This is a genomic window from Micromonospora sp. DH13, assembly GCF_020873825.1.
Taxonomy (GTDB): Bacteria; Actinomycetota; Actinomycetes; order Mycobacteriales; family Micromonosporaceae; genus Micromonospora; species Micromonospora haikouensis.
In genome coordinates, this window is sequence record NZ_JAHWGR010000036.1 from 40,205 (window position 1) to 60,516 (window position 20,312).

A 20,312-nucleotide genomic window follows, 5' to 3' on the forward strand; every position below is an offset into this window, starting at 1 on the left:
GCGGCGGGCAGCTCGCCCACCGGCGGCTCGGCGGGTCGCGCCGGGGCGGCCCAACTCCCGCCCGAGCCGTCGCCGGGCCCCTGTCCCGGGCCCGTCGCACCGTACCCAGCCGTCGTCATCGTCACGTCCTCCCCGTCGCCGCCCTGGTGCCCGCCGACGTCGGTTCCGTCCCGGGCGGCGGCCCGAAGGAACGTACCCGCGCCGCCGCGCTTTGTCTTCCCCGATGTCCGACCCTGGCATGCCGGGTCAAGTAGCCGACGCCGACCCACACCGCGCGACGCCGACACACACCGCACCCGGCTGCGCGCGCCGGATCGCCGCGCGCACTAGGGTTGTCAGGTGACCGACGAACCACCCCTGCGCCGTCGGGCCGCCGAAAGCCGTACGGGAAACGAGCCGCACCAACCGCCGTCGGCCGCGCCGGAGCCGGTGGACGCGGGGCCCGAACCGACCGTCGACGGGCCCGTGCCCCTGACCGCCCCCCGCGAGGGGACACCCGAGCCGGTGACGACCGAGGCCGGGCTGGCCGAGGTCGTGGCCCGCTTCGCCGCCGGCACCGGCCCGGTCGCCCTGGACGCCGAACGCGCCTCGGGCTACCGCTACAGCCAGCGGGCATACCTGGTGCAGCTGCGCCGGGCGGGGGCCGGCACCGTGCTGATCGACCCGCTGCCGCTGCCCGACCTGAGCAGCCTGGACCTGGCCATCGCCGACGCCGAGTGGGTGCTGCACGCCGCCAGCCAGGACCTGACCTGCCTGGCCGAGGTGGGGCTGCGCCCGCGCCGGCTGTTCGACACGGAACTGGCCGCCCGGCTGGCGGGATTCGAGCGGGTCGGGCTGGCCGCGCTGACCGAGCAGCTACTCGGCTTCAGCCTGGAGAAGCACCACTCGGCGGCGGACTGGTCGAGCCGGCCGCTGCCGGAGTCGTGGCTCACGTACGCCGCGCTGGACGTGGAGATGCTGACCGACCTGCGTGACGTGCTCGACGCGGAGCTGGCCCGCCAGGGCAAGTCGGCGTGGGCGGCGGAGGAGTTCGCCGCGCTGGTGCGCAGCGTCGACCGCCCGCCCCGGGTCCGGGCGGAGCCGTGGCGGCGCACCTCCGGCATCCACCGGGTGCGCGGGGCGCGCGCCCAGGCGCGGATCCGGGCCCTCTGGTACGCCCGCGACCAGATCGCCGCCCGCCGGGACGCCGCGCCGGGCCGGGTCCTGCCGGACTCGGCGATCGTGGCGGCCGCCGAGTTGGACCCGAAGGACGAGAAGTCGCTGCTGACCCTGCCGGGCTTCGGCGGCCGGTCGGTGCGTCGACTGGCCCGCACCTGGCTGGCGGCGCTGGACGACGCCCGGCAGTTGCCCGACGACGCGCTGCCGGTGACCCCGGTGGTGGAGGGGCCGCCCCCGCCGCACCGCTGGGCGGAGCGGGACCCGGTGGCGGCGGGCCGGCTGGCCCGGTGCCGGGAGGTGGTGGTCCGGATCGCGGGCGAGCACGCCCTGCCACCGGAGAACCTGATCGCCCCGGATTCGGTCCGCCGGCTCGCCTGGACCCCGCCGGAGGAGGTGACCGAGGCGACGGTCGCCGAGACGCTGCGCGGCTTCGGGGCGCGCGAGTGGCAGCTTGCGCTGCTGGTGCCCGACCTGACCGCCGCGCTCGCGGGTCCGGCCCCGGCGGCCTGACGCGGCAGCCGGGGCCGGTCGGGGGCCGGTCGGTGGGTCGGCGGCGGTCGCGGGGTCGGCGGCGAGCGCCGCCCCGCGCCGGACGCCGCGCCGGTGTGGGGTGGGCCACACGGGGGGTGGTGTCGACGATGGTTACTGGCGAGTAGCATCCGAGGGACCACGCCCGTGCCGCGATCCTCGTTCGGTCCGTGGTGCCGCTGGTCGGCGACGTGGCCGAGTCAGGGTCGAAAAGGAGGCTCAAGTGCCCCGTGAAGTCCGCGATGTCGTCTTCGTCGACGGCGTCCGCACCCCGTTCGGCAAGGCGGGTGGCATGTACGCCAACACCCGCGCCGACGACCTGGTGATCCGCTGCATCCGCGAGCTGCTGCGCCGCAACCCGCAGCTGCCGCCGGAGCGGGTCGAGGAGGTCGCCATCGCCGCCACCACCCAGATCGGCGACCAGGGCCTCACCATCGGCCGCACCGCCGCCCTGCTGGCCGGCCTGCCGAAGACCGTCCCGGGCTTCGCCATCGACCGGATGTGCGCCGGGGCGATGACCGCCGTCACCACCGTGGCCGGCGGCATCGCCATGGGCGCGTACGACGTGGCGATCGCCGGCGGCGTCGAGCACATGGGCCGGCACCCGATGGGCGAGGGCGTCGACCCCAACCCGCGGATCGTCGCGGAGAAGCTGGTCGACCCGTCCGCCCTGGTCATGGGGGCCACGGCGGAGAACCTGCACGACCGGGTGCCGCACATCACCAAGGAGCGCACGGACGCGTTCGCGCTCGCCTCGCAGCAGAAGACCGCGAAGGCGTACGCCAACGGCAAGCTCCAGGGCGACCTGGTGTCGATGGCGATCCGCGACGACGAGGGCGGCTGGGGTCTGGCCACGGTCGACGAGGCGCCCCGCGACACGTCGCTGGAGAAGCTCGCCACCCTCAAGACCCCGTTCCGCCCGCACGGCAAGGTCACCGCGGGCAACGCGGCCGGCCTGAACGACGGGGCCACCGCGAGCCTGCTCGCCGCCGAGGACACCGCCCGCGAGCTGGGCCTCCCGGTCGCCATGCGGCTGGTGTCGTACGGCTTCGTCGGCGTCGAGCCCGAGGTGATGGGCGTCGGGCCGATCCCGTCGACGGAGAAGGCGCTGCGCATCGCCGGCCTGAGCATCGACGACATCGGCCTGTTCGAGCTGAACGAGGCGTTCGCCGTGCAGGTGCTCGCCTTCCTCGACCACTTCGGCATCGCCGACGACGACCCCCGGGTCAACCCGTGGGGCGGCGCCATCGCCATCGGTCACCCGCTCGCGTCCTCCGGGGTGCGGCTGATGACGCAGCTCGCCCGGCAGTTCGCCGAGCACCCCGAGGTCCGCTACGGCCTCACCGCCATGTGCATCGGCATCGGCATGGGCGGCACGGTCATCTGGGAGAACCCGCACTGGACCGGTTCCGCCGTTCCGGCTGGACAGGAGGGCAACGAGTGAGCGCGCTCGCCGCACCGAACGAGGTGGTCACCCGGGCGCTGCTGCGCCAGGTGAACGTGCCGGGGCTGGCCCGCCCGGCCGCCCTGATCACCCTCGACAACGGCTTCGACCACACCAAGCCGAACAGCTTCGGCCCGGGCGGCCTGACCAGCCTCGACGAGGCGATCACCGCCGCCCTCGCGGCGGACCCGGCGTTCGTCGCGGTCACCGGCAAGCCGTACATCTTCTGTGTTGGCGCCGACATCACCAGCCTGCCGCAGCTCGCCGACCGGGAGCAGGCCCTGGAGATCGGCCGGCTCGGCCACCGGGTCTTCGCCCGGCTGAAGGACAGCACGGTCCCGACGTTCGCGTTCGTCAACGGCGCGGCGATGGGCGGCGGCCTGGAGCTGGCGCTGCACTGCCACTACCGGACGCTGTCCGGCGGGGCGTCGGCCCTGGCGCTGCCGGAGGTCTCGCTCGGCCTGATCCCCGGCTGGGGCGGCACCCAGCTCCTGCCGAACCTGATCGGCATCCCGGCCGCCACCCAGGTGATCCTGCAGAACCCGCTGATGCAGAACAAGATGCTCAAGCCGAAGCAGGCCGCCGAGCTGGGCATCGCCGACGTGCTGCTGGAGCCGGCCGACTTCCTGGAACGGTCCCTGCAGTGGGCGGCCGGCGTGGTGCGCGGCGAGATCACCGTGACCCGGCCCGAGGTCGACAGGGACATGTGGGCGGGCGTGCTCTACTTCGCCCGGCAGACCCTCGATGCGCGGCTGCACGGCGCGGTCCCCGCCGCGTACAAGGCGCTGGACCTGCTGGAGACGGCGAAGGACGCCGACTTCGCGGCCGGCACCGCCGCCGAGGACGAGGCCCTCGCCGACCTGATCTTCTCTGAGGAGCTGCGCAGCGGGCTCTACGCGTTCGACCTGGTGCAGCGGCGGGCCAAGCGGCCGGCCGGCGCGCCCGACAGGGGCCTGGCCCGGCCGGTGAACAAGGTCGGCATCGTCGGCGCCGGCCTGATGGCCAGCCAGCTCGCGCTGCTGTTCGCCCGCCGCCTCCAGGTGCCGGTCGTCCTGACCGACCTCGACCAGGGCCGCGTCGACAAGGGTGTGGGCTACGTGCACACCCAGATCGAGAAGGCCGTCAGCAAGGGCCGGATGGACAAGGGCACGGCCGCCAAGCTGTACGGGCTGGTCAGCGGCTCGGTCGACAAGGCCGCGTTCGCCGACGCCGACTTCGTCATCGAGGCCGTGTTCGAGGACCTGGACGTCAAGAAGCAGGTTTGGGCCGAGCTGGAGAAGATCGTCTCCCCGGAGGCGGTGCTCGCCACGAACACCTCCAGCCTGTCGGTCACCGCGATGGCCGCCGAGCTGGAGCACCCGGAGCGGGTGGTCGGCTTCCACTTCTTCAACCCGGTCGCGGTGCTGCCGCTGCTGGAGATCGTCCGGGGCGCGCGCACCGACGACGCCACCCTCGCCACCGCGTTCGCGGTCGGCAAGCAGCTCAAGAAGTCGAGCGTGCTGGTGTCCGACGCCCCGGCGTTCGTGGTCAACCGCCTGCTCACCCGCTTCCTCGGCACCGTCTTCGCCGCCGTCGACGCCGGCACCCCGCTGGACGTGGCGAACGCCGCGCTGGACCCGCTGGGCCTGCCGATGCGCCCGCTCGCCCTGCTCCAGCTCGTCGGCCCGGCCGTGGCGTACCACGTGGGCGGCACCCTGCACGGCGCGTTCCCGGACCGGTTCGCCGTGAGCGAGAACCTGCGCCGGATCGCCGAGTCGGGTCAGCCGATCGTGGTCGACGACGAGATCAACGCCGACGTCGCCAAGCTGCTGGTCGTCGGCGACGAGCCGCTGACCGCCGAGCAGGTGCGGCGCAACGCGCTCGACGCGCTGGCGCAGGAGGTGCGGCTGATGCTCGACGAGGGCGTCGTCGCCGAGGCGCAGGACATCGACCTGTGCCTGATCCTCGGCGCGGGGTGGCCGTTCCACCTGGGCGGCGTCACGCCGTACCTGGACCGGACGGGCACCAGCGAGCGGGTGACCGGCCGGCGGTTCCTGCCGCCCGGCGTGGCCAGCCTGCCCGCCTGATCCTCCCGCTCCCCCGCGATCGTCGTTCACCTCACCTTCGCCCCGGCGGGGTCGGCTGCTGTCGGTGGGTCTGGCTACGATCACCGCTCCTGATCAACTAACTGGAGCTGAATCGACATGTCCCAGCCGTCGGGCAACCCCTATCCGCAGCAGCCCTACGGGGAGCAGCCCGCCCCGCAGCGGCCGGGCGGCTACCCGCCGCCGGCCGGCCAGCCGTACGGCGCGCCGTCCGCCGCGCCGCTGCCGCCGAAGAAGTCCAAGGCCGGCAAGATCGTGCTCATCGTCCTGGCCGTGGTGCTCGTGCTCTGCCTCGGCGGCGCGGCGATCACCTGGTTCGCCGTGAAGGACGAGGTCGGCGACGTGGTCGACGCCACCAACACCCGGGTCACCGCCCCGGCCACCCTCGCCGGCCGCAAGCAGGTCACCGACCCGGAGCTGACGAAGCTGTCGGACGAGCTGGTCGCCGACATGAAGTCGACCGTGCAGAACGAGACCAGCACCGCCGGGGCGTTCTACGGCGACGCCGCCAAGCAGGACCTCGTGATGGTCGCCGCGGCGTCGGGCGTGCTGGCGGACCCGAAGAAGGAGCTGGACGACGCGATCGCCGGCCTCAAGACGGAGCTGACCGTCAAGGAGATGACCCCCACCGAGCCGGGCCCGCTCGGCGGCGAGGCGCGCTGCGGCGACGGCAAGACCGCGGGCATGCCGCTGGGCGTCTGCGTCTGGGCCGACCGGGGCAGCCTCGGCATGATCGTGGTGTTCTTCAAGTCCGCCAAGGAGGCGGAGGCCGAGTTCGTCACGATGCGCGGCCAGATCGAGCAGCGCTCCTGACCGGCGGGTGACCGGGCCCCTCACGCGAGGCGGCCCGGGCGAAAGACCGGGCCCCCGCGCACCGCGCGGGGGCCCGGCCCGTTTCCGGGGCTAGGCCGACGCCTCCCGCTCGGCGGCGCTGCGCAGCACGCAGAACTCGTTGCCCTCCGGGTCGGCGAGCACCACCCAGCCGGTGCCGTCCGGCCGCCGCTGGTCGTCGACCTGGGTCGCGCCGAGGGCGAGCAGCCGCTCGACCTCGGCGTCGCGGGACCGGTCGGCCGGCTCCAGGCACAGGTGGACCCGGTTCTTCACCGTCTTGCCCTCCGGCACCTGGAGGAACAGCACGGTCTCCCCGTCGGCGGCGAGCACCATCGCCTCCGGGTCGCCGGGGTGGTCGTCGGGCTGCCGCCCGGTGCCGAACACCTGCGCCCAGAACCCGGCCAGGGCGTAGGTGTCGTGACAGTCGATGCTGATGTTCCTGATCCGTGCGCTCACGGTCGCCTCCGTGGTGGAGTGGGCGCCCCGCGGGATCGGCAGAGGTCAGCGGCGGGTGGAGCGGGGCGCGGGACTGGTCGTGGTGGACATCAACCGCACCTCCCTCCGGCCGTCGGGCTGACGGGGACGATCCTGGCACGCCACCGGCCGCCCCGCAACGCCGTTTCCGCCGGGACGCGCGGCGGGGCCCGGTCGACGCGTACCCCGGAAAGGGCACCGGCCCGGCGCCGCGCGAACGCGGAGCCGGGCCGGGGTGCCCCCGTGGTGCGGCGGGGGTCTACGGGCCGACGAAGACGGCCTTGGCGCGCCAGTTGACCCCGTCGACGGCGGGGCCGCTGACGGTGGTGAACGCGCCGGTGGGCACGCCGCCGGCCCACGCGGTGGAGGCCAGCGCGCCGGTCGAGCGGCTGACCCGGTAGAGGGTGCCGCCGGCGAGGAAGATCGACCCGGTGTCGGCGAACCCGGTCACCCCCGCGACGGTGAACTTGTCGGCGCCGACCGCACCGCTGTCCGGCGTGAACCAGCGCCAGAACAGCCCGTTCTGGCCGGAGAGGGTGTAGTAGAGCCGGCCGTTGGTGTAGAGCATGCCGGTGACGTTGGCGATCTCCGCGTAGAAGTTGGTGGTGACCCCGGCGTACGTCTGCCCGTCCGGGCCGGAGTCGGTCTCCACCGTGTCCCAGTAGGCGTCGTGGTACGGGTCGACGAGGCTCGGCGTGCCGAAGGTCGTCCCGTCGAAGGTGCGCCGCTGGAGCGCGCCGCCCATCCCGTAGAACAGGGTGCCGCCGACCCAGAACGCGCCCTTCGCCTCCGACCAGTCCGTGTCGTCGGGGTTGGCGACCGGGGTGGCCGCGCCGACCGTGGTCGCCCCGTCGTACGAGCGGGCCTGCACCTCGTCGCCGGTGCCGGCGGGCGGCGGGCCGGTCTTGACGATCTCGATGGCGTTGACGAGCGGGTTCTCCACCACGTGCCCGAAGTCGATGTCGACGGTGCCGTCGCTGACGATCGTGAACGCCCGCATGGTGCCGGTGTCGTGCCCCGGCGTGACCGCGAGGTCGAGGTCGTTCAGGACGAGCGTGCCGTCCAGGGTCACGTCGAAGACCCGCTTGCCGGGGGTGCCGGTGCCGGCGTACCGGTTGGCCAGGTAGAGCCGGACGGTGACCTCGGTGCCGGCGGGCACCGGGAAGTCCCACTGCATCTCCGGCGCGCCGGTGCCGTCCCATCGCTCGGTGCTGTAGAGCGCGGCCGGGGTGCCGGCCGGGACGGTCCCGTCGAGGTTGGGCACGACCCCGTAGCTCGCGGCGCTGCTGCCGGTGTTGTGGTACGGGCTGGGCGCGTCGGCGGTGTCGGCGCTCCAGTCCGGCCCGTTGTCGGTCGACGCGACGGCGGGGCCGGCGGCGTTGACCCGGTACAGCACGTTCGTCGGCACGGGCACGCCGGCCTGGTAGACCGTGCCGGGCAGGCCGGCGGTGGTGGTCGGGTGCGGGGCCTTGCCGCCGGTCAGCGGGAAGAACGCGATCCGCTCCCGCCGGTACTGGAAGTTGCCGATCCAGGACTGGTCGGAGCCCAGCCAGATGCCCTGCGGGGTGACGAGCATCTCGGCCACGCCGTAGCCGCGCGGGTGCCGGCCCGGGTTCCACGACAGCGGCAGCCCGTTGCGCGGGTCGAGGGCGGCGATGCTGGCCCGGCCGATGGCCCCGGCCTTCGCGTTGTCGCCGCCCAGGGTGTTGTTGAGCCAGCGCAGGTGCCCGCCGACGTAGACGGCCTGCTCGCTGATGCCGACCGAGAGGAAGGTGTCGCCGCCGGAGTAGTCGACCCAGGTGGGCTGCTGTTCGTCGCCGGTCGCGGCGGCCTCCCAGCGGGCGGCGGTGTCGCAGAGCGACCCGCTGTACTGGCCGCCGGTGGTGACCACCACGAAGTAGCTGCCGTCCGGGGCGAAGGCCACGTCCCGCATGTACGAGTCGAACGCCTTCCACGAGCAGCGCGGGGTGTACCGGCTGGTGTTCCAGTCGGCGACGGTCGCGGCGGTCGCGCCGAGGTCCAGCCGCACGATCTGGTCGTGCAGCACCCCGTCGGCCTTCTTGAAGTTGCCGATCACGACGAGCTGGGTGCCGTCCGGGGAGAGCGCGAGCTTCTCCGCGCCGACGCCGGCCTTGGACCCGCTCACCCCGTCGTAGTTGTGGTTCTCGGTGAGCGTGGTGGTCAGGTAGCTGTCCAGCGCGCCGGTGGTGGCGTTGAGCGAGGCGAGGCCGCCGCGCGGGTTGGCGTTGCCGGCGGTGGTGAAGATGCCGCCGACGAGCAGCCGGTCGCCGACCAGGGCGACGTCGTCGACGAGGCCGTTGAACGCCGGCCCGGCGAAGCTGGTGACAGTGGCCCCGGTGGCGACGTTGACCAGGGCGACCTTGCGCCGGGTCACCCCGTTGACCGTGTTGAACTTGCCGGCCAGGTAGACCGTGCCGGCGGTCGGGCCGGCCGCCACCGCGTTCACCTCGTTGTCGACGACCGGCACGAAGGCGGTGTCCACCGCGCCGGTGGCCTTGTCGAACGCCAGCACGTAGTTACGGGTGATGTCCACGTCCGAGTTGCGGTTCTGCACCGTGGTGAACGAGCCCGCCGCGATGATCTTCGTGCCGGCGTCGTGGATGGCGAACACGGTGCCGTCCACGATGTCCGGCGACGCCGTGGACGGGACGGCGGAGACCACCTTGTCGTGGTCGGGCGCGGCGCTCGCCGGGCTGCCGGCGACGAGACCGGCGGCGGTCAGCGCGATCGCGGCGAGGACCGCCGGGGCGCGGCGGGTCAGGGACGAGGAACGAATCACGGGCAACTCCCGGAGCACGTGCGGACGGAGGTGCGGCTCACAGCCGGCCGCCGGGGACGGCCGGCTCGGCGGCGCGCACCACGTGAGGCATGGCGCCATCACACCTTCACGCACCCGAGCCCGCCGAGTCCAGCGGCGGCGTCCGATTCTGCCCCAACCGCGCGACGGCTCCACCCGAGCACCCGACGTCGGGCTGCCCGCCGGAGGCGGACCCCGCCGGGTCAGCCGGTCGGGGCACACGAACAGCCGATCACGACCGGCCCCGGGGCCAGGTCAGGGCCGCCCGGCGGGCCGCCGGCCGGGCCGACCGTCAGGACCGCCCGACGGGGGAAGGGCCGGCGACGGCGGGCACGGCGTCGGCGGCCGGCAGGGTCACCGTCACCTCCAGGCCACCGCCGGGCTGCGCGAACACCCGCACCGTGCCGCCGTGCGCGTCGCAGACCGCCCGGACGATGGACAGGCCCAACCCGGAGCCCCGCGCCCCGGTGCGTTCCTGCCCGCCCCGGCGGAACGGCTCGAACAGGCCCGGCACGTCGCCCGGGCTGACCTCGAAGCCGGTGTTGGCGACCACCAGCCAGGACGTGCAGCCGTCCGTGCCGGTGCGCACCGTGATCCGGCCGTGCAGGTGGTTGTAGCGCACCGCGTTCTCGATCAGGTTGCCGGCCAGCCGGTCCAGCAGACCGGGATCGCCCACCACCGGCGCGGGCTCCAGCGACGTCTGCACCCGCAGCCCGATCCGCTCCACCTCCCGGCGCACGGCCGACAACGCGTTGACGGTGCCGGCGGCCAGGTCACACTCGGTGCGTCGGCCCAGCCGCCGCCCCGCCTGGGCCTCGCTGCGGGCCAGCACCAGCAGGGCGTCGACCAGGCCGTTGGCCCGTTCCGAGGCGTCGCGGACCACGGTGGCCATCCGGCGGTACTCGGCGGCGTCGGCCTCGTCGTCGCTGAGCGTCACGTCGATCTCGGTCCGCATCACCGCGAGCGGGGTACGCAGCTCGTGCGAGGCGTTGGCGACGAACCGCTTCTGCGCCTCGAACGCGGCGGCGATCCGGTCCAGCATCGCGTCGAACGTCTTGGCCAGCTCCGCCACCTCGTCGTCCGCCCCGGACCAGCCGATCCGCTGGTCGAGGGTGGCCTCGCCGAGGCGCTGGGCGGTCGCGGTGACCTGGTGCAGCGGGCGCAGCGCCCGGCCCGCCACCGCGTACGCGCCGGCCACCCCGACCACGCTGATCGCCAGCAGGGCCAGCAGGCCCTTGACCAGCAGCTCCCGGGACGCGGCGTCGACGAGCTGCCGCTGCCACTCCCCCGCGTCCAGGGACCGGCCGTCGGCCAGCAGCACGGTGGTGCCGGGCAGCAGCTCGTCGGTGGGACGCAGCGCGTCGCGGACCAGCAGCCAGGCCAGCAGCACCAGGATCGTCCCGGCGCCCACCAGCAGCACCCCGTTGAGCAGCGTGAGGCGCAGCCGCAGGGTCGGCCGCAGGCGGACGCTCACGACAGCCCCTCGGCGGTGCGGTAGCCGGCGCCGACCACCGTTTCGATCAGCGGCGGGTCGCCGAGCTTGCGGCGCAGCGTCATCACGGTCACCCGGACGATGGTGGTGAACGGGTCGGTGTTGGCGTCCCAGACCCGCTCCAGCAGCTCCTCGCTGGAGACGACGGCGCCGCGCGCCTTGAGCAGCTCGGCCAGCACCCCGAACTCCTTGTTGGTCAGGTCGACCGCGGCCCCGCCCCGGGTCACCACCCGGCGGGCCGGGTCGAGCACCAGGTCGGCGACGGCCAGCACGGGCGGGGCGGCCGGGGTGGCCCGCCGGCCCAGCGCCTGCACCCGGGCGACCAGCTCGTCGAAGGCGAACGGCTTGGGCAGGTAGTCGTCCGCGCCGAGCTGCAACCCCTCGACCCGGTCGGCGACGGTGCCGCTGGCGGTGAGCATGAGCACCCGGGTCAGCGTGCCGGAGGCGGCCAGCTCGGCGCAGATCTGGTCGCCGTGCATGCCGGGCAGGTCCCGGTCCAGCACCACCACGTCGTACCGGGTGACGAAGGCCATCTCGTGGCCGCTGTCGCCGTCGTAGGCGACGTCGACGGCCATGCCGCGCTTGCGCAGCCCGCGCGCGATCGCGTCGGCGAGGTTGCGCTCGTCCTCGACCACCAACACCCGCATACCCGCCTCCTCGCCGGCCGACCTTCCGACAACCTAGTGCCGGCCACCAAACCAGCGTGGCACCCGGCCCGGCCGGGCGTCCGGGCGGGGAGGACCGGGCGGAAAGGCCGCCGGGGGGACCGTCAGGCGGGCAGCCGCCACCAGCCGTACGTGCCGGCCTGCCGGCGGCAGACGATGTCGCGGCCGTCGGCGGCGCAGTCCCCCGCCGCGTCGGGCAGCACGTCGCGCAGCCGGGCCACCGCCCCCGCCAGGTCCAGCTCCACGACGACCAGGCCGCCGCCGGCGCGGTCGGGCCGGGTGCCGTAGTACGGCCCGTCCGGGGTGCGGCTGAACGCCAGGTCCCAGCGCCCCAGGTCGGCGACCTCCCGCCCGGTCGCGGCGTCGAGCACGCCGAGGTGGCTGGCCGTGCCGCCCGCCTGGTCGTCGGCGATCACCAGGAGCCGGTCGCCGCGCACCGCGACGACCGTCTGCCAGCGGGGGTTCGTCCACCGGACCCCGCCGGTCGCCGGGTCCAGCCCGGACAGTTCGGAGCCCTGGTACGCGAAGGCGCAGATCACCTTCCCGCACGTCCCCGCGTAGCCGAAGCTCGGCCGCTCCACCGCCCAGCGCCGGTCCAGCGCGGCGAGGCCGTACGCGGTCACCCGCCAGACCTCGCCCTCGTCCTGTTCGAAGGCCAGCAGCAGGTCACCGCTGACCTCGACCTGCAGGCCCCCCTGCCAGCCGCCGGGCGGCGGGGCGAGGGTCGCCTGCACCGCCCCGGAGACCGCGTCGCGCAGCTCGATCCGGCCGGCGGCCGTGACCAGCGCCACCTGATCGGCCGCCCAGTCCTCGTCGCGGTAGTGGAAGGCCGCCTGGCCCAGGTGACCCGGCACCGACCACCGGACGCGGCCCGACGTCGGGTCCACCGACCGCAGCTCGCCCCGCTCGTTGTCGTCGCCGAGGAGCAGCAGGCCCCCGCGGGCCGCGAGCACCGGGTAGCCGGCCTGCTGCCAGCGCCGCTCGCCGGTCGCCGCGTCCACGGCGACGGTCTCCACGCCGGCCGGCTGGTAGTCGATGAGCAGGGCGACGCCGTCCCGCTCCTGCACGCCGTCCAGGCGACCGGTGCTCGCCACGGCCGTACGCCACAGCGTCCGGATGCCGGCGCCGGCCCCGGCGGGCGTCGCGTGGGCGGTCACCTCGCGGGACCCGCCGGTGCCCACCTCCGGGGCCAGCACGTAGACCCGGCCGCCGAGGACGACGACCTGGGAGCCCAGCTGGCCGCCGAGCACCGCCGACGCGGGGCGCGCCACGGGCGCCGACGAGGCCAGGACGAACAGCGCGAGCAGACCGGCCAGCGCCACCCGCAGGGGTCGGCCCACCGCCCGGGGCGGCCGGGAAGCGGGCTCCGGCTCCCGGTCGCCGCGCACCTCGCCGAGGTCGATCAGCGTCACCCTCGCTCCTTCCCGGGCCGTGGCCGGCGCTCCCGCGACGCGTCCTCCCGGACCGCTGTGGGGCGCACCGGCCGACCGGGACCGCGCGCACGCGCCTGTACGATGGCGCGTCGTGGCCGTGCCGGTGGTAGACCCCTCGCTGAACTCCGACTCCGCACCCGTCGACTCCGCACCCGTCGAAACGGGGGCCAGCTCGACCGGGCCCGGGGCGGCGGGCACAGGCACACCCCGCCGGCCCCGCTGGCGGCCGGCCCGCGCCGACCTGCTGGCCATCGGAGCGTACGTGCTCCTCGGCGTCCTCGTGTGCCTCAACTACTGGGGCGACGTCGAGCACCGCGTGTCGTCGCACCTGCCGACCGACCACAGCTGGTTCGAGTGGCTCTTCGCCCACGGCGCGTACTCCGTGCAGCACCTGGAGAACCCGCTGTTCTCCCTGCGCCAGAACGCCCCGGACGGGGTGAACATGATGGCGAACACGTCGCTGCTCGGCGCGACCCTGCCGCTGGCGCCGGTGACGCTGCTGTTCGGCCCGCAGGTGACGTACGCCCTCTATCTCGGCGGGGCGCTCGCGGCGACGGCGGCCACCTCGTACTGGATGCTGTCGCGGCACCTGGTGCGCTCGCGCGCGGCGGCGTTCCTCGGCGGCGCGTTCCTCGGCTTCGCGCCCGGCATCGTGCACCACGCCAACGGGCAGCCGAACTTCGTCTCCAACTACCTGCTGCCGCTGATCGTGGCGCGGGTGCTGCTGCTGGGCGCGGCGGGCCGCAGCTGGCGGCGCGACGGGGTGGCGCTGGGGCTGCTCGTGGCGTACCAGATCTTCATCAACGAGGAGATGCTGCTGCTCACGGCGCTGGCCTGCCTGGTGGTCGTGCTGGCGTACGCGGCGCAGCGGCCCCGGGCGACGTGGGCCCGCGCCCGCGGTTTCCTGTCCGCGCTCGGCCTCGGCGGCGCGCTGGCGCTGCTGCTCACGGCGTACCCGATCTGGTTCCAGTTCAACGGCCCGCAGTCCTACCGGGGGTTGCAGGGCGGGGTGTTCCACAACTGGGGCGAGGACCTGGTGGCCTTCGTCACGTTCGCCCGGGACACCGTGGCGGGCGACGAGGCGGTGGAGAAGACCATCGGCCTCACCGAGCAGAACACCTGGTTCGGCTGGCCGCTGGTGCTGGTGGCGCTGGTCGCGCTGGCGCTGCTGGTGCGCCGGTCGCTGCCCGCCCGGATCGTCGCCGTGCTGGTGGTCGTGTTCACCGTCGCCTCGATCGGCCCGGTGGTGCGCTTCGACGGGGCGGAGACCACGATCGACGGGCCGTGGGCGTACATCCCGGACGACCTGCCGCTGGTGGAGATGATGATGCCCACCCGGCTGGCCCTGGTGGTGGCCGCCGCCGTCGGCGTGCTGCTCGCCCTGGCCTGGGACGCGCTGGCCCGCACCGCACCGGCCGGAACCGGGGCCGGGACCGCCGGCCGGGCGGGCCGCTGGCTGCGCCCCGTCGGGTACGCGGCGCTCGCGCTCGCCGTGCTGCCGCTGGTCCCCCGCCCGCTGCCCGCCGAGCGGATCGACCCGCCGCCGCACTTCATCACGTCCGGCGGCTGGCGGCCGTACGTCCCGGCGGGCCGGACCCTGGTGCCGGTGCCGATCCCGAGCAACGTGCACGGCCTGCCCACGCTGCGTTGGAGCGCGCTGACCGGGCACGAGTTCCCGATCCCCGGCGGCTACTTCATCGGGCCGAACCCCGACGGCGAGGGCGTCTTCGGCGCCCCGAACCGGCCGACCAGCACTCTTATCTACTCCACGATGGACACCGGCGTCGTGCCGCCGCTGACCGAGGAGAACCGCCGGCAGGCCGTCGAGGACCTGCGCTACTGGAAGGCGTCCGTGGTCGTCCTCGGCGCGCATCCCCGCGAGGCGGTTCTGCGCGAGCTGATGACCGCCCTGCTCGGCCCCCCGCAGCGCGTCGACGACGTCTGGCTCTGGCAGGTGTAAGGAAGGGCCCCCTGTTAACGCATTCTGCATAGCAGGGGCCCCTTGTTAACGCCGCGGCGCGGGCGCGCCGGCCGCGGCGGCGCGGCGGCCGTCAGCCCACCAGGGGGCGCACGTCCCACACCCACGCGCCGTCGACCTCGCGCCCCGGGCCGACGAGCGCGTCGACGGTGCGGCGGACCGCCTCGCCCCGGTGCAGCCCGCCCTGCACCAGCACCGCCGCCCGCCAGTGGCGCAGGTCCGCCACCGCCTGCCGGCGGTCCGCGTCGGTCACCACCGGCACCTCGCCGGTCTCGGCCGCCCGGCGCAGCAGCGCCGCCGTCGGGCGGTCGGGCGCGCCCCAGTGGGCGGTCGGGTCGTCGGCGGCGCCCGGGCCGATGAAGTAGCCGCCCGGCGCCGTGAAGGCCAGCCCGGTGCGGGCCGACCAGAAGGTCGCCGGGCTCACCCCCGCGCCGGTCACCGGCGGCACCGGCACGAGGGTCCGCCCGGCCGGCACGTACGCCCGCCAGCCGCCGTCGGCCACGAAGGCCGGCACCGGCCACGTCGGCACGGTGCGGATCGGCGTGGGGGCCAGCGGGAGCAGCGCGGCGGCCACGGCCCCGCCCCAGAGCAGCCGCACCGGCACCCCCGGCCGGTCGGCCGCCGCCCCGCCCCCGGAGCCGGTCCCAGACAAGGCGGTCGCCCCGCCCCCGGAGCCGGTCCCAGACAAGGCCGCCGCCCCACCCTCGGAGCCGGTCCCAGACAAGGCGGTCGCCCCGCCCCCGGAGCCCGGCCCGGCCGACACCGCCCCGCCGCCGACCGGGGCCAGGGCGAGCGCCCGGTCCAGCGAGAGCGCGACCAGCACCCCCAGCACCGGCACGCAGATCAGGGCGAACCGGGCCGGCACCACGAGGTCGAGCAGCGGCACCCCGGCCAGCAGCCGGTACGGCCCGGGCAGCCCGGTCGACGCGCCGTCGACCCGGACGGTGTCGCCGAGGGAGAACAGGGCGGCGAGCAGCCCGACGGCGGCGAGGGCCCGCACCAGCGGCCGACGCCACAGCCAGGCCACGACCACCACGGCGAGCACCAGCAGGCCCGGCCCGAAGAACGAGTTCTCCTCGGTGGGGTTCGGCGAGAGCAGCCCGGGCAGGTACCCGTCGCCGAGGACCGTCTGCCGGGCCGACGCGGTGAACGAGGCCGCGTCGAGCTGGAAGCCCCGCGCGTGGAAGGGCATCCCCCGGTAGTGCTGCGGGCCGAGGAACTGGAACCACAGCGGGTACGCCAGCAGCGCCCCCGCCACCAGCGCCCCCACGCCGAGCCGGCCGAGGAGGGCGGGCGCCAGCCGGCGGGCCGCCGCCCGGTCGGCGAGGGCGTACGCCACGGCGAACACCCCGGCGGCGAGCGCCAGGAAGACGAGCAGTTCCTCGCCGACGAAGACCTGGTACGCCACGAGCAGCCCGAGCGCCACCCCGTGCCGGCGGACCCGGTCGGTGCCGGGCCGGAACACCAGCGCCAGGATCGGCGGCACCAGGAACTGGGCGGCCATGTGCAGGTGCGCCCCGGCCTGGGCCACCATGCCCGGGGCGAAGCCGCAGACGAGGCCGCCGACGGCGGCGGCGACGCGGGAGCCGACCAGCCGGCGGGCCAGCAGGACGTACCAGGCGGTGGCGGTGCCGGCCAGGCTGACCACGACCGCCACGAGGAAGGCCGTCTGCGTGCCGAACAGCAGCGTCACCGGGGCCAGCGGCACGCCCAGCCCAAGCACCGACGTGTTGGCCATCAGGTTCACCCCGTCCGGGGCGTTCAGGGCCGCGCTGTGCAGCGGGTTCTCCCCGGCGGTGACCGCGCGGGCCGCCCGGGCGAGCATCCACTCGAACAGCATCTGGTCGTTGTCCTGGTGGAACAGCCGGTCGGGCCGGCCCCACTGGCGGCTGGTGAGCAGCACCGCCAGGCCGAGGTAGCCGGCGACGACGGCGGCGTCGACGCTGCGTACCCGTCGGGTCCGCACCGGGCCCGGCTGCCGCCGCCCGCCCGGCGCGACGTCGGCGGCGGGCGCGGCCATCAGGCCGACGGGCCGGTCAGGGTCCGCACGTCCCAGACCCAGACGTCCAGCTCGCGGCGCGCCGGGCCGACCAGGTCCTCGACGGTACGCCGCAGCGGCTCGGCGTTGTGCTGGCCGACCGGGAGCACCAGGATCGCGGCCCGCCAGTGCCGCAGCTCGTCCAGCGAGCGGCGGCGCTGGCGGTCGTCGAGCTTCGGGGTGCGGCCGGTGCTGGCCACGTCCTCCAGCAGTTCGCCGACGCCGCTGGGGCGCCCGCCGAACCGGCCCGGGTCGCCGGTGTTGCCGTTGCGCGGGGCGAGGAAGTAGCCGCCCGGGATCTTGAAGTCGAGGTTGGTGGTGGCGGCCCACCGCATCCCGTGCGTGTTGCCCATGCTCGGCACCGGGATCGGCACGAGGGTCTGGTCGGGGCCGACGTAGTCGCGCCACCGGTCGGCGGTGATGAACTTCGGCACCGGCGGGCGGGAGGTGACCTTCAGCGGCATCGGCGCGATCGGCAGCAGCGCCATGACCAGCGCGGCCACCCCGAGGGTACGCATGGTGCGGGCCTCGGCCGTGCGCAGCGCCCAGACCCGCTCGACGGCCACGGCGAGCAGCACCCCCACCACCACGGTGGTGATCATGCCGAACCGGGTGGGCACGACGGCGTCGAGCAGCGGCAGCCGCACCAGGAACTCCCAGGGGCCGGTGAACAGCTCCCGGTCCCACCAGGACACCCGCTCGCCGAGGGAGAGCAGCGCGAAGAACGCGCCGGTCGCGGCGAGGGCGCGGACGATCGGCTCGCGGCGCAGCCAGAGCACGATGCCGACGGCGATGAGGGCGAGGCTCCAGCCGAGGAAGGCGTTCTCCTCCGAGTAGTTCGGCGCGAGATTGACGTTGGCGCGCTCGTTGCCGCCGAGGGTGGGCGAGCCGGGGGCGAAGAACGCGGCGATGTCGTTGCCGTAGTCGCGGACGGCGTCGCTGAGCCCGTGGTACGCCATCGGCCCGGCGAACTGCACGTAGAGCGGGTACGCCAGCAGCGACCCGGCCAGCACGGTGCACACCGCCACGGCGACGCCCAGGGGCCGCCACGCGGACGACCACAGCCCCGGCCGCTGCACCAGCACGGCGATCAGGAACACCCCGCAGGCCATCGCCGTGAAGAGCAGGATCTCCTCGTTGATGAACGCCTGCACGGTGACCAGCAGCGCCAGCAGCGCCCCGTCGCGGACCGGCCGCTTCGAGCGGGTGATCACCAGCACCCGCCAGACGATGAACGGCAGCAGGAACTGGCTGATGATGTTCGGGTGCCAGTTGGCGTGCGAGAGCATCGCCGGGGAGAAGCCGCAGAACCAGCCGCCCACGGCGGCGGCGAGCGGGTTGCGGACGACGTGCCGGGACAGCACCCGGTACCAGGCGGCGGCGGTGCCGGCGAGGCCACAGGTGACCAGCACCACAAAGGAGACGGCGGGTCCGAACAGCAGGGTCACCGGCACCATCGGGATGCCCAGCGCCAGGACGGCCGTGTTGGCCATCAGGTTGACCCCGTCGGGGTAGTTGAACTGGTCGGTGTAGAACGGGAACTCGCCGTGCAGCACCACCCGCACGGAGTGGGCGAGGAAGAACTGCACCTGGGCGGGGTCGCTGCTGTAGAGCGAGGCGACCCGCCCGGCGGGATCGACCCAGATCTGGCTGGTCACCCAGAGCGCCGCGAGCAGGAAGAGGCCGTACACGGCGAGGTCGCGCCGCCGGGGCGTCCACCGCCAGCGCCGCCGGCTGCGGGCCACGGCGGATCCGGCCGGGGCCACGGCGGTCGCGGTCGACGAGGGGGCTGCGGCGGCGGGCTGCGGGGCTCCGACGGGCGGCGGGGCGGCTGCGGGCTCCGCGCCGGCCGGGGGCTCGACGGTCGGAGGCTCGACGGTCAGGGGCTCGGCAGGAGTCACAGTCGGCGGAGTCTACCGGAGGCGGGGCCGCGCCCGACAATCACCGTTGCGTCCCTTGTGGGCGGTCGGCGCGCGGCTCGCGGCCGGGGATCGAGGTGCCGGTTCGCGGCCGGCCGCCGTCTCGTACCATGTGGGGCGCAACACGACCGGCGACGCGATCGGGGGCGTAACAGGTGGCTTCAGCGCGCCGGCGCGGCGGGACGGCCACCGCGCTGCTCGCCCTCCTGCTGACCGCGACGGCCTGCGGCCCGGTCGCCGACCGCAAGCCCGACGCCCTCCCGGTGGGCTACGACAGCCTGGACGGCTCGCTGCGGGTGTGGCCGGCGCGGGGTGGCCTGGCCGGCGACGCGGCGGCGACGGCGGCGGTGACCGACGCGGTCCGGGCCTGGCGGACGCCGGTCGACGACCGGGCGCACCTGCCCTCCTCCGGGATCCTGTGGTCCGGCGAGGCCGACGGCACGCCGCTGGCCCTGGTGGCCGCCGACGTCCCCGGCGAGAGCGCCTCCTGGCTGCTGCAGCTGACCCGCGACGGCGACCGCTACGTGGTCGACCGGGCCAGCGAATACACCGACCCCGGCTACCTCGTCTACTCCGACGTGCTGCCCGTGCAGACCAGCGCCGGGCGTCGCTACCTGCTCTCGGAGCGGGTGGAGCGGCTGCTCGGCCCGAAGGGCCGGGCCCTGGTCACCCGCGACGGCCTGACCGACCCGGTGGACGTGCCGGCCTGCCAGGCGGTGCCGCTGACCGCGACGCTGCGGGCCACCAGCTCGCTGCCGCGCGGCCGGGCCGCCGACCGCCTGCTCGACCTGGGTACGGCCACCACGGACCCCCGCTACCCGCTGGTGCGGGACGAGACGGGCTCGGGCCGGCGGGCGCTGGACGACCTGGACACCTGCGAGCTGGCCGACGAGCGGGGCCCCTTCGGCAGCATCCCGCGCCGCATCGGCGACCGGGACGCGCCCCGCGCCGTGCCGGAGTCGTGGCCGAGGGGCAAGGTGAGCGTGCGCGCGCTCGGTGAGGTGGCCCTCGGCGGGGGCGACCCGGCCGACCTGGAGCAGCTGAGCTGGGAGACCGGCACGGGGACGATGACGGCCGTCGTCTACCGCCCGGCGGCCGGCGACCCGGTGTTCTCGCCGGCCGACCGCGCCAACACGCTGCAGGCGTACGTGCTGCCGGTGCCGGGGCAGCCGCTGGTGGTGCTGAGCTGGCGGGCCAACCGCTACACGTCGCTGTCGGTGCCGCCGGGCACCCCCCGGCTGGTCGACCGGCCGGGCCTGGTGGTGGTGCCGCAGCCGACGAGCAAGGCGACGTTCAGCCTGGCCGGCGCGGAGAAGACCTACTACCGCTCGGTCGGCGGCCGCTAACCCGCCCCGCACCCTCGGCGGCGCGCCACCGCGCCGTCCCGCCGCACCGCGCCGCCCCACGGCGGACAGGTGAGAAGGGGCCCCTTCTCGACGCCAGGCGTTAA

13 protein-coding genes are annotated in these 20,312 nt (G+C 75.1%); 6 read left to right on the forward strand and 7 right to left on the reverse strand.

Features of this window, described 5'->3' with window-relative positions; translation table 11 throughout:
- The first annotated feature begins 339 nt into the window (after positions 1–339).
- The 4 genes from LPA42_RS27515 (at position 340) to LPA42_RS27530 (ending at position 6,027) form a co-directional block, all read left to right on the forward strand.
- Positions 340–1,668, forward strand: coding sequence for a ribonuclease D (locus tag LPA42_RS27515; RefSeq protein WP_077936811.1), 1,329 nt, complete (start codon positions 340–342; stop codon positions 1,666–1,668).
- A gap of 241 nt (positions 1,669–1,909) precedes the next feature.
- A complete protein-coding gene (locus LPA42_RS27520) occupies positions 1,910–3,130 on the forward strand; it encodes a thiolase family protein (RefSeq protein WP_077936810.1) in 1,221 nt (406 codons plus the stop codon).
- Entirely contained in the window at positions 3,127–5,196 is a 2,070-nt protein-coding gene (locus LPA42_RS27525; RefSeq protein ID WP_077936809.1) for a 3-hydroxyacyl-CoA dehydrogenase NAD-binding domain-containing protein, read from the forward strand. The genes LPA42_RS27520 and LPA42_RS27525 overlap by 4 nt, the downstream gene beginning before the upstream one ends.
- 117 nt (positions 5,197–5,313) lie before the next feature.
- Positions 5,314–6,027 (forward strand): hypothetical protein, encoded by a 714-nt coding sequence (locus LPA42_RS27530; RefSeq protein WP_077936808.1) that lies wholly within the window; start codon positions 5,314–5,316, stop codon positions 6,025–6,027.
- Between the two features lie 90 nt (positions 6,028–6,117).
- Here LPA42_RS27530 and LPA42_RS27535 read toward each other — a convergent pair whose 3' ends face one another.
- The 5 genes from LPA42_RS27535 to LPA42_RS27555 form a co-directional block, all read right to left on the reverse strand.
- On the reverse strand, positions 6,118–6,501 hold the full coding sequence (locus LPA42_RS27535) for a VOC family protein (protein ID WP_077936807.1): 384 nt from the start codon (positions 6,499–6,501) through the stop codon (positions 6,118–6,120).
- Positions 6,502–6,778: 277 nt separating this feature from the next.
- Complete coding sequence (locus tag LPA42_RS27540; RefSeq protein ID WP_228986958.1) at positions 6,779–9,319, reverse strand: malectin domain-containing carbohydrate-binding protein; 2,541 nt, start codon at positions 9,317–9,319, stop codon at positions 6,779–6,781.
- A gap of 310 nt (positions 9,320–9,629) precedes the next feature.
- Positions 9,630–10,811 (reverse strand): cell wall metabolism sensor histidine kinase WalK, encoded by a 1,182-nt coding sequence (locus LPA42_RS27545; RefSeq protein WP_228986959.1) that lies wholly within the window; start codon positions 10,809–10,811, stop codon positions 9,630–9,632.
- Positions 10,808–11,476: a response regulator transcription factor gene (locus tag LPA42_RS27550; RefSeq protein WP_077936805.1), complete on the reverse strand. Its 669-nt coding sequence runs from the start codon at positions 11,474–11,476 to the stop codon at positions 10,808–10,810. The genes LPA42_RS27545 and LPA42_RS27550 overlap by 4 nt, the downstream gene beginning before the upstream one ends.
- Before the next feature lie 122 nt (positions 11,477–11,598).
- Positions 11,599–12,906 carry a PQQ-binding-like beta-propeller repeat protein gene (locus tag LPA42_RS27555; protein WP_077936804.1) on the reverse strand — a complete coding sequence of 436 codons (1,308 nt, stop codon included), beginning with the start codon at positions 12,904–12,906 and terminating at the stop codon, positions 11,599–11,601.
- A gap of 112 nt (positions 12,907–13,018) precedes the next feature.
- On the opposite strand from LPA42_RS27555, the gene LPA42_RS27560 reads away from it, so the two are divergent.
- The gene (locus LPA42_RS27560; protein WP_096761609.1) at positions 13,019–14,887 is read left to right on the forward strand and encodes a hypothetical protein; all 1,869 of its coding nucleotides are present in this window, start codon (positions 13,019–13,021) and stop codon (positions 14,885–14,887) included.
- A gap of 91 nt (positions 14,888–14,978) precedes the next feature.
- Here the strand turns inward: LPA42_RS27560 and LPA42_RS27565 are convergent, their stop codons facing one another.
- Together LPA42_RS27565 and LPA42_RS27570 are read right to left on the reverse strand one after the other, a co-directional pair.
- Positions 14,979–16,925 (reverse strand): hypothetical protein, encoded by a 1,947-nt coding sequence (locus tag LPA42_RS27565; RefSeq protein WP_228986960.1) that lies wholly within the window; start codon positions 16,923–16,925, stop codon positions 14,979–14,981.
- A complete protein-coding gene (locus tag LPA42_RS27570; protein ID WP_096761608.1) occupies positions 16,925–18,709 on the reverse strand; it encodes a hypothetical protein in 1,785 nt (594 codons plus the stop codon). The genes LPA42_RS27565 and LPA42_RS27570 overlap by 1 nt, the downstream gene beginning before the upstream one ends.
- Positions 18,710–19,017: 308 nt before the next feature.
- Between LPA42_RS27570 and LPA42_RS27575 the strand changes: the two genes are divergently transcribed.
- Positions 19,018–20,208, forward strand: a complete 1,191-nt coding sequence (locus LPA42_RS27575) for a hypothetical protein (protein WP_077936800.1) — start codon at positions 19,018–19,020, stop codon at positions 20,206–20,208.
- The last annotated feature ends 104 nt before the right edge of the window (positions 20,209–20,312 follow it).